7 protein-coding genes and 1 tRNA gene are annotated in these 8,166 nt (G+C 63.2%); all 8 read right to left on the reverse strand.

Going from position 1 to position 8,166, the window contains the following annotated elements; genetic code table 11:
• Nucleotides 1-125: 125 nt before the first annotated feature.
• The 8 genes from rpoB to RT282_RS15810 all read right to left on the reverse strand — a co-directional run bounded on the left by rpoB (nucleotide 126) and on the right by RT282_RS15810 (nucleotide 8,098).
• Nucleotides 126-4,250 (reverse strand): DNA-directed RNA polymerase subunit beta, encoded by a 4,125-nt coding sequence (gene rpoB / locus RT282_RS15775; protein WP_312303264.1) that lies wholly within the window; start codon nucleotides 4,248-4,250, stop codon nucleotides 126-128.
• Between the two features lie 277 nt (nucleotides 4,251-4,527).
• Entirely contained in the window at nucleotides 4,528-4,908 is a 381-nt protein-coding gene (gene rplL / locus RT282_RS15780; RefSeq protein WP_020228525.1) for a 50S ribosomal protein L7/L12, read from the reverse strand.
• 54 nt (nucleotides 4,909-4,962) lie between these two features.
• Nucleotides 4,963-5,469, reverse strand: a complete 507-nt coding sequence (rplJ, locus tag RT282_RS15785) for a 50S ribosomal protein L10 (RefSeq protein WP_312303272.1) — start codon at nucleotides 5,467-5,469, stop codon at nucleotides 4,963-4,965.
• Nucleotides 5,470-5,701: 232 nt separating this feature from the next.
• The gene (rplA, locus tag RT282_RS15790; protein ID WP_312760642.1) at nucleotides 5,702-6,397 is read right to left on the reverse strand and encodes a 50S ribosomal protein L1; all 696 of its coding nucleotides are present in this window, start codon (nucleotides 6,395-6,397) and stop codon (nucleotides 5,702-5,704) included.
• A 1-nt stretch (nucleotide 6,398) separates the two neighbouring features.
• Nucleotides 6,399-6,830 carry a 50S ribosomal protein L11 gene (gene rplK / locus RT282_RS15795; protein WP_312303275.1) on the reverse strand — a complete coding sequence of 144 codons (432 nt, stop codon included), beginning with the start codon at nucleotides 6,828-6,830 and terminating at the stop codon, nucleotides 6,399-6,401.
• Nucleotides 6,831-6,958: 128 nt separating this feature from the next.
• The gene (nusG, locus tag RT282_RS15800; RefSeq protein ID WP_312303278.1) at nucleotides 6,959-7,549 is read right to left on the reverse strand and encodes a transcription termination/antitermination protein NusG; all 591 of its coding nucleotides are present in this window, start codon (nucleotides 7,547-7,549) and stop codon (nucleotides 6,959-6,961) included.
• The gene (gene secE / locus RT282_RS15805) at nucleotides 7,549-7,932 is read right to left on the reverse strand and encodes a preprotein translocase subunit SecE (protein ID WP_313315833.1); all 384 of its coding nucleotides are present in this window, start codon (nucleotides 7,930-7,932) and stop codon (nucleotides 7,549-7,551) included. Before secE ends, nusG begins: the two co-directional genes overlap by 1 nt.
• Nucleotides 7,933-8,022: 90 nt before the next feature.
• Nucleotides 8,023-8,098 (reverse strand) — tRNA-Trp (locus tag RT282_RS15810).
• Nucleotides 8,099-8,166: the final 68 nt, after the last annotated feature.

Consider the following 8,166-nt stretch of genomic DNA (forward strand, 5'->3'; position numbering starts at 1 on the left):
CCCTTTTCATCAAAAATCATAGCTGCTGGCGCTTGTTTGGCGCGGTTTTGCGATAGAAATCATTCGCAAACCCGCACAATTACAGCGGCGCCAGCTCACTTTTTAATAGTACGACCCGTGCTCTCTCAGGAGCGTTCCAGTTCGATGTCCAGGCCCAGCGAGCGGATTTCCTTGACCAGCACGTTGAACGACTCCGGCATGCCGGCCTCGATCGCGTGCTCGCCCTTGACGATGCTCTCGTAGACCTTGGTACGGCCCTGCACGTCGTCGGACTTCACCGTCAGCATCTCCTGCAGCACGTAGGCGGCGCCATAGGCCTCCAGCGCCCACACTTCCATCTCGCCGAAGCGCTGGCCACCGAACTGCGCCTTGCCGCCCAGCGGCTGCTGCGTGACCAGCGAGTACGGACCCGTGGAGCGCGCGTGCATCTTGTCGTCCACCAGGTGGTGCAGCTTCAGGTAGTGCATGTAGCCGATGGTCGTCGGGCGCTCGAAGCGCTCGCCGGTGCGGCCGTCGTGCAGGAAGGCCTGCGTGCGCGGATCGGTCAGGCCCTTGGCGCTGGCCACCTCGTCCGGGTAGGCCAGCTTGAGCATTTCCTTGATCTCGGCCTCGGAGGCGCCGTCGAACACCGGCGACGCAAAGGGCACGCCCGTGGTCAGCTCGCGCGCCATGGACAGCACCTCGTCGTCGGACAGCAGGGAGAAGTCTTCCTTGTGGCCGCGGGTGTTGTAGACCTGCTCCATGAACTTGCGCAGCTCGGCCACCTTGGCCTGGCGCTGCAGCATGTCGCCGATGCGCTGGCCCAGGCCCTTGCCGGCCCAGCCCAGGTGAACCTCCAGCACCTGGCCGATGTTCATGCGCGAGGGCACGCCCAGCGGGTTCAGCACGATGTCGACCGGCGTGCCGTCGGCCATGTAGGGCATGTCCTCGACGGGCACGATCTTGGAGACCACGCCCTTGTTGCCGTGGCGGCCGGCCATCTTGTCGCCGGGCTGCAGGCGGCGCTTGACGGCCAGGTAGACCTTGACCATCTTCAGCACGCCCGCGGGCAGCTCGTCGCCCTGCGTGAGCTTCTTGCGCTTTTCTTCAAACGCCAGGTCGAAGCTGTGGCGCGTCTGCTCCATGGCGTTCTTCATCGATTCGAGCTGCGCGGCCACGGCCTCGTCGGCCGGACGGATGTCGAACCAGTGGAACTTCTCCACGCCGGCCAGGTATTCCTTGTCGATCGTGGCGCCCTTGGCCAGCTTTTGCGGGCCGCCGTTGGCCTTCTTGCCCACCAGCAGCTTCTCGATACGGTCGTAGGCGTCGGCCTCGACGATGCGCAGCTGGTCGTTCAGGTCCAGGCGGAAGCGCTTCAGTTCGTCGTCGATGATCTGCTGCGCGCGCTTGTCGCGCTGGATGCCTTCGCGGGTGAAGACCTGCACGTCGATCACGGTGCCCTGGCTGCCCTGGTCCACGCGCAGCGAGGTGTCCTTCACGTCGGAGGCCTTCTCGCCGAAGATGGCGCGCAGCAGCTTCTCTTCAGGCGTCAGGGTGGTCTCGCCCTTGGGCGTGACCTTGCCCACCAGCACGTCGCCGGGCTGCACTTCGGCACCCACGTAGATGATGCCGGACTCGTCCAGCCGGCCCAGCTGCTGCTCGGACAGGTTGGGGATGTCGCGGGTGATTTCCTCGGCGCCCAGCTTGGTGTCGCGGGCCATCACCACCAGCTCCTCGATGTGGATGCTGGTGTAGCGGTCCTCAGCCACCACGCGCTCGCTGATCAGGATCGAGTCCTCGAAGTTGTAGCCATTCCAGGGCATGAACGCGATCAGCATGTTCTGGCCGATGGCGATCTCGCCCAGGTCGGTCGAGGCGCCGTCGGCGATCACGTCGCCCTTGGCCAGCACGTCACCGCGCTGCACGATGGGGCGCTGGTGGATGTTGGTGTTCTGGTTGGAGCGCTGGTACTTGATCAGGTTGTAGATGTCCACGCCCACTTCGCCGGCCACGGCTTCGGAGTCGTTCACGCGGATCACGATGCGGGTGGCGTCCACGTAGTCCACCACGCCGCCACGGCGCGCCGTGACCACGGTGCCGGAGTCCACGGCCGCCACGCGCTCGATGCCGGTGCCCACCATGGGCTTTTCCGGGCGCAGCACGGGCACGGCCTGGCGCGACATGTTGGCGCCCATCAGCGCGCGGTTGGCATCGTCGTGCTCCAGGAAGGGCACCAGCGAGGCGGCCACCGACACGATCTGCGCGGGCGACACGTCCATGTACTGCACGCGGTCTGCGGAAACGAGGGTCGACTCGCCCTGCTCGCGCGCCGAGACCAGGTCGCCGGTCAGGCGGCCGGAGTCGTCCAGCGTGGCGTTGGCCTGGGCGATGATGTACTTGCCTTCCTCGATGGCCGACAGGTAGTCGATCTGGTCGGTCACCTTGCCGTCCACCACGCGGCGGTAGGGCGTTTCGATGAAGCCGTACTCGTTGAGCTGGGCGTACAGGGCCAGCGAGTTGATCAGGCCGATGTTCGGGCCTTCAGGCGTTTCGATCGGGCACACGCGGCCGTAGTGCGTGACGTGCACGTCGCGCACCTCGAAGCCGGCGCGCTCGCGCGTCAGACCGCCCGGGCCGAGGGCCGAGACGCGGCGCTTGTGCGTGATCTCGGCCAGCGGGTTGGTCTGGTCCATGAACTGCGACAGCTGCGAGGCGCCGAAGAACTCCTTCAGGGCCGCGGAGATCGGCTTGGAGTTGATCAGGTCGTGCGGCATCAGAGGGTCGTTCTCGGCCTGGCCGAGGCGCTCCTTCACGGCCTTTTCGATGCGCGCCAAGCCGGTGCGGTACTGGTTCTCGGCCAGCTCGCCCACGCAACGCACGCGGCGGTTGCCCAGGTGGTCGATGTCGTCCACCTCGCCACGGCCGTTGCGCAGATCCACCAGGATCTTGACTACGGCCAGGATGTCGTCGTTGGACAGCACCATGGGACCGGTGGCCTCGTCGCGGCCGATCTTGGCGTTGAACTTCATGCGGCCCACGCGCGACAGGTCGTACGTGTCCGGGTTGTAGAACAGGCGCTGGAACAGGGCCTGCACGGCGTCTTCCGTCGGCGGCTCGCCGGGACGCATCATGCGGTAGATGGCCACGCGGGCGGCGAACTCGTCCACCGTCTCGTCGATGCGCAGCGTCTGCGAGATGTAGGCGCCCTGGTCGAGTTCGTTGGTGTAGATGACCTGCAGGTCCTGCACACCGGCCGAGCGCAGCTTCTTGAGCAGGGCTTCGGTCAGCTCCTCGTTGGCCTTGGCCAGGATCTCGCCGGTGTCGGAGTCGACGATGTTGCGCGCCACCACGCGGCCCAGCAGGAAGTCCTCGGGCACGCTCACGTGCGTGGTGCCGGACTGCTCCAGTTCGCGCGTGTGGCGGGCAGTGATGCGCTTGTCCTTGGCGACGATGACCTTGCCCGACTTGTCGGTGATGTCAAAGCGCGCCACTTCGCCCTTGAGGCGGTCGGCGACGAATTCCATCTGCGCCCCGCTGTCCATCAGGCGCAGGTTGTCGTTGATGAAGAAGTTCGCCAGGATGGACTCCGGCGTCAGGCCGATGGCCTTCAGCAGGATGGTCACCGGCATCTTGCGGCGGCGGTCCACCCGGAAGTACAGGATGTCCTTGGGGTCGAACTCAAAGTCCAGCCAGGAGCCGCGGTAGGGAATGATGCGGGCGGAGAACAGCAGCTTGCCCGAGCTGTGCGTCTTGCCCTTGTCGTGCTCGAAGAACACGCCGGGCGAGCGGTGCAGCTGCGAGACGATCACGCGCTCGGTGCCGTTGATGATGAACGAGCCCTTGTCGGTCATCAGGGGCACTTCGCCCATGTAGACCTCCTGCTCCTTCACTTCCTTGACCACCTTGGACTGCGAGGTCGAGGACTCGCGGTCGTAGATGATCAGCTGCACGCGCGCGCGCACGGCGGACGAGAACGTCAGGCCGCGCGTCTGGCATTCGCGCACGTCGAAAGCCGGGCGGGCCAGGTTGTACTCGACGAACTTCATTTCCACGAAGCCGTTGTGCGAGACGATGGGGAAGGCGGAATTGAAAGCCGCCTGCAGCCCTTCGTTGGCGCGCTTTTGCGCGGGCGCATCGGCTTGCAGGAAAGCGGTGTAGGCATCGCGCTGCATCTGCAGCAGATAAGGCACCTTGAGCACGCTGTCGCGGCGGCCGAAGCTCTTGCGGATGCGCTTGCGTTCGGTGAAGCTGTACGTGGATGTTGAGGCCATGAGATCTCCGGGCAAAGACATTGGATGGGGTCTTCGACGACTGCCCCGCAAGGCGGCCACCTTGCAGGCTTGGCGGGTTGGCCACTACCAACCATGGCGGACGGCGATGCGTTGCACATCGCCCGAACCAAGGCGTCTTCTGCTGTCGGCAGGTCAGAAAACACTAGGAAACAGTCCCCTTGGGACCGCTTTCTGGTGCGCTCTGCTGGGCCGGGCCCATAAGCACCAAAGGCTGGAGGCCTTTTGCGAAGACCTCCAGCCCACGGAACCGGTCGGATTACTTCAGCTCGGCCTTGGCGCCAGCGTCCACCAGCTTCTTGACAGCGGCTTCTGCGTCAGCCTTGGGCAGGGCTTCCTTGACGTTCTTGGGAGCGCCGTCCACCAGATCCTTGGCTTCCTTCAGGCCCAGACCGGTGATTTCGCGCACGGCCTTGATCACGGCAACCTTGTTGGCGCCGGCTTCGGTCAGCACCACGTTGAACTCGGTCTTCTCTTCGGCTGCAGCAGCGCCGCCGCCGGCAGCGCCACCAGCTGCGGGAGCTGCCATGGCGGCAGCGCTCACACCGAACTTCTCTTCGATGGCCTTGACCAGGTCATTGAGTTCCAGCACGGTCATGCTGTCCAGAGCGGTCAAGAATGCGTCTTTGTCGAATGCCATTTTGATTTCCTAACAATTGGTTGGTTTTGGGATTGCGAATGCGTGTGCGCCTGATCAGGCGGCCGCGGGTTCGCCCTCGCCTTTCTTGGCCGCCAGGGCACCCAGCACCACGGCGGTGCGGGAGATAGGCGACATCAGCAAGCCACACAGCTGGGCCAGCAGCACTTCCTTGGAAGGAATGTTGGCCAGTTGCTTCACGCCGTTCACGTCCAGGGTCTTGCCCGCGAAGGCGCCGCCGCGAATCACCAGCTTGTCGTTGGTCTTCGCGAAATCGGCCACCACCTTGGCGGCGGCCACAGCGTCTTCGGAGAAGCCATAGATCAGCGGACCGGTCATCTGCTCGGCGGCCACCTCAAACTGGCTGCCAGCCACAGCACGGCGTGCCAGGGTGTTCTTCAGAACACTCAAGGACACACCCTTGCTGCGGGCATCGACGCGCAGTTTGGTCAGGTCGGCCACCGTGATGCCACGGTATTCCGCGATCACGAGCGTTTGAGCTTTAGCGGCGAGGCTGGTCACTTCGTTGATGACCGCTTCTTTCTCACTGCGATTCAGACTCAAGGTCTACTCCTTCGTTTGCGCACTTTGGGCAGGCCCGCCGTGCGCGCTCTTGGTTTGCAGCGACCAACTGTTTCGGAAAATTCTTTCCATCTTCAGCGGGATCGCCATCTGCGTTGGCCCAGAGGATTTAAGTGCAGCCAGTGTGCACACCAACGGTCTTGGATGGCTCGGCGCGGAAAACCGCACCGACCCACCACCGGGACACCCTTTCGGGCATCCCAAGATCTCGCAATTACGCCGAGATGGTCTGCGTGTCCACGCGCACGCCCACGCCCATGGTCGAGGAGACCGCGACCTTGCGCAGGTACACACCCTTGCTCGTGGCAGGCTTGGCCTTGTTCAGCGCATCGATCAGCGCCACCAGATTGCCCTGCAGCTTGTCGTCGCCGAACGAGCGGCGGCCGATGGTCGAGTGAATGATGCCGGCCTTGTCGACACGGAATTGCACCTGGCCAGCCTTGGCGTTCTTCACGGCCGTAGCGACGTCGGGAGTCACGGTACCCACCTTGGGGTTGGGCATCAGGCCGCGCGGGCCCAGAATCTGGCCCAGCGTACCCACGACGCGCATGGCATCGGGAGCGGCGATGACCACGTCGAAAGGCATGTCGCCGGCCTTGACCTGAGCGGCCAGGTCGTCCATGCCGACGATGTCGGCGCCAGCGGCCTTGGCTTCTTCAGCCTTGGCGCCCTGAGCGAACACGGCCACGCGGGTCGTCTTGCCGGTGCCGTTGGGCAGCACCACGGCGCCACGCACCACCTGGTCGGACTTCTTGGCATCCACGCCCAGTTGGACGGCCACGTCGATGGATTCATCGAACTTGGCGGTAGCGCCCTCCTTCACCAGAGCCATGGCTTCGGCAAAGGGGTACAGCTTGGTGGAGTCCACCTTGCCCTGCAGGGCTTTTTGCTTCTTGGTCAGCTTAGCCATTTCAGAGACCCTCCACCGTCACGCCCATGGAACGGGCAGAGCCGGCCAACGTACGCACTGCGGCGTCCACGCTGGCAGCATTCATGTCCTTGAGCTTGGTCTTGGCGATTTCTTCCAGCTGCTCACGGGTGATCTTGCCGACCTTGGTGGTCAAAGCGCTCGAGGAGCCCTTGTCCAGCTTGATGGCCTTCTTGATCAGCACGGTTGCCGGAGGCGTCTTGATGATGAAGGTGAAGCTCTTGTCCGCGAACGCCGTGATCACCACGGGCAGCGGCAGGCCAGGCTCCACGCCTTGCGTCTGGGCGTTGAAGGCCTTGCAGAACTCCATGATGTTCAGACCGCGCTGACCCAGCGCCGGACCGATCGGAGGAGAGGGGTTGGCCTTACCAGCTGGCACTTGCAGCTTGATGAAGCCGACGATTTTTTTCGCCATGATTGCTCCTTGCGGGTATTGACGCCTGCCTGTTTGCAGGCCGGCTCCCCGGGGTTGTCGACTCGTCTTGTAGAAAGCGCCGAGTCAGTGAAAGCGCTTGAATTGCTAGCTGCGGAAACGGCCTTCGGTCAGGTCTTCTCGACTTGGCTGAACTCCAGCTCGACAGGCGTGGAGCGACCGAAGATCATCACCGAAACGCGCAGGCGGCTCTTTTCATAGTTGACCTCTTCCACCGTACCGTTGAAGTCGGTGAACGGGCCCTCCTTGACGCGAACCAGTTCGCCCACCATGAATTCCACCTTGTGGCGCGGCTTGTCCGTGCCCTCTTCCATTTGACTGACGATCTTCTGGACTTCTTCTTCCGAGATCGGCGCCGGACGGTTCTTTGCACCACCCACGAAACCGGTCACCTTGCTGGTGTGCTTGACCAAATGCCATGTATCGTCGTCCATGACCATCTCGACGAACACGTAGCCGGGGAACAAGCGCCGCTCCGTAGTCTTGCGCTGGCCATTCTTCATCTCGACGACCTCTTCGGTCGGCACCAGAATCCGGCCAAACTTGTCCTGCATGCCGGCGCGGGTGATGCGCTCGAGAATGTTGCGCTCAACGGCCTTTTCCATACCCGAATAGGCATGAACGATGTACCAGCGCATGTCAGACGCAGGGACCGTCTGTGCAGACGCCTGCACGCCACTGGAATCCTGTGCGTCCGTCATTACTTCCTCCAACCCAAGACCAAGTCGTACAGAACCCATTCAAGAGTTTTGTCCGTGAACCAGAGAAACAGCGCCATCAGCACCACGAAGCCGAACACATAGCCGGTCATCTGCAGTGTTTCTTTGCGCGTCGGCCAGACCACCTTCTTGACTTCACGCCATGCATCGCTGCCGAATCCGACGAGTTGACGCCCGTGCTCGGACACCAGAAACACGGCTGCCGCACAGGCCAACCCCAGCAGCAACGCGCCCCACTGAATCAGAGGGCCCTGCTTTGCCAGGAGGTAGAAGCCAGCAATGGAAGCCACGACGAGCGCCACAGCGGCAAACAGCTTTGCCTTGTCTGCACCAGTGGTGACCGTTTCAACCGAAGAGGTGGCCATAACGAGTTTTTTGCCTTATTCGCCTGGCGTCATACAAGACGCCGAAGCCCGCCAGGAGGTGGCGGGCTTGAGGTTTACCACGTCATTTCGTGGCAGGGGCAGTAGGAATCGAACCTACAACCTTCGGTTTTGGAGACCGACGCTCTGCCAATTGAGCTATACCCCTTCTGAAAACCCTCGATTACTCGATGATCTTGGCCACGACGCCGGCGCCGACCGTGCGGCCGCCTTCGC

The organism is Pulveribacter sp. (genome assembly GCF_032079985.1).
Classification (GTDB): Bacteria; Pseudomonadota; Gammaproteobacteria; order Burkholderiales; family Burkholderiaceae_C; genus Melaminivora.

Bases quoted from the DNA above. Each gene is read 5' to 3' on its own strand.
- rpoB (WP_312303264.1), bottom strand. From the start codon at position 4,250: ATGGCCTCAACATCCACGTACAGCTTCACCGAACGCAAGCGCATCCGC.
- rplK (WP_312303275.1), bottom strand. From the start codon at position 6,830: ATGGCGAAAAAAATCGTCGGCTTCATCAAGCTGCAAGTGCCAGCTGGT.
- secE (WP_313315833.1), bottom strand. From the start codon at position 7,932: ATGGCCACCTCTTCGGTTGAAACGGTCACCACTGGTGCAGACAAGGCA.
- nusG (WP_312303278.1), bottom strand. From the start codon at position 7,549: ATGACGGACGCACAGGATTCCAGTGGCGTGCAGGCGTCTGCACAGACG.
- rplA (WP_312760642.1), bottom strand. From the start codon at position 6,397: ATGGCTAAGCTGACCAAGAAGCAAAAAGCCCTGCAGGGCAAGGTGGAC.
- rplL (WP_020228525.1), bottom strand. From the start codon at position 4,908: ATGGCATTCGACAAAGACGCATTCTTGACCGCTCTGGACAGCATGACC.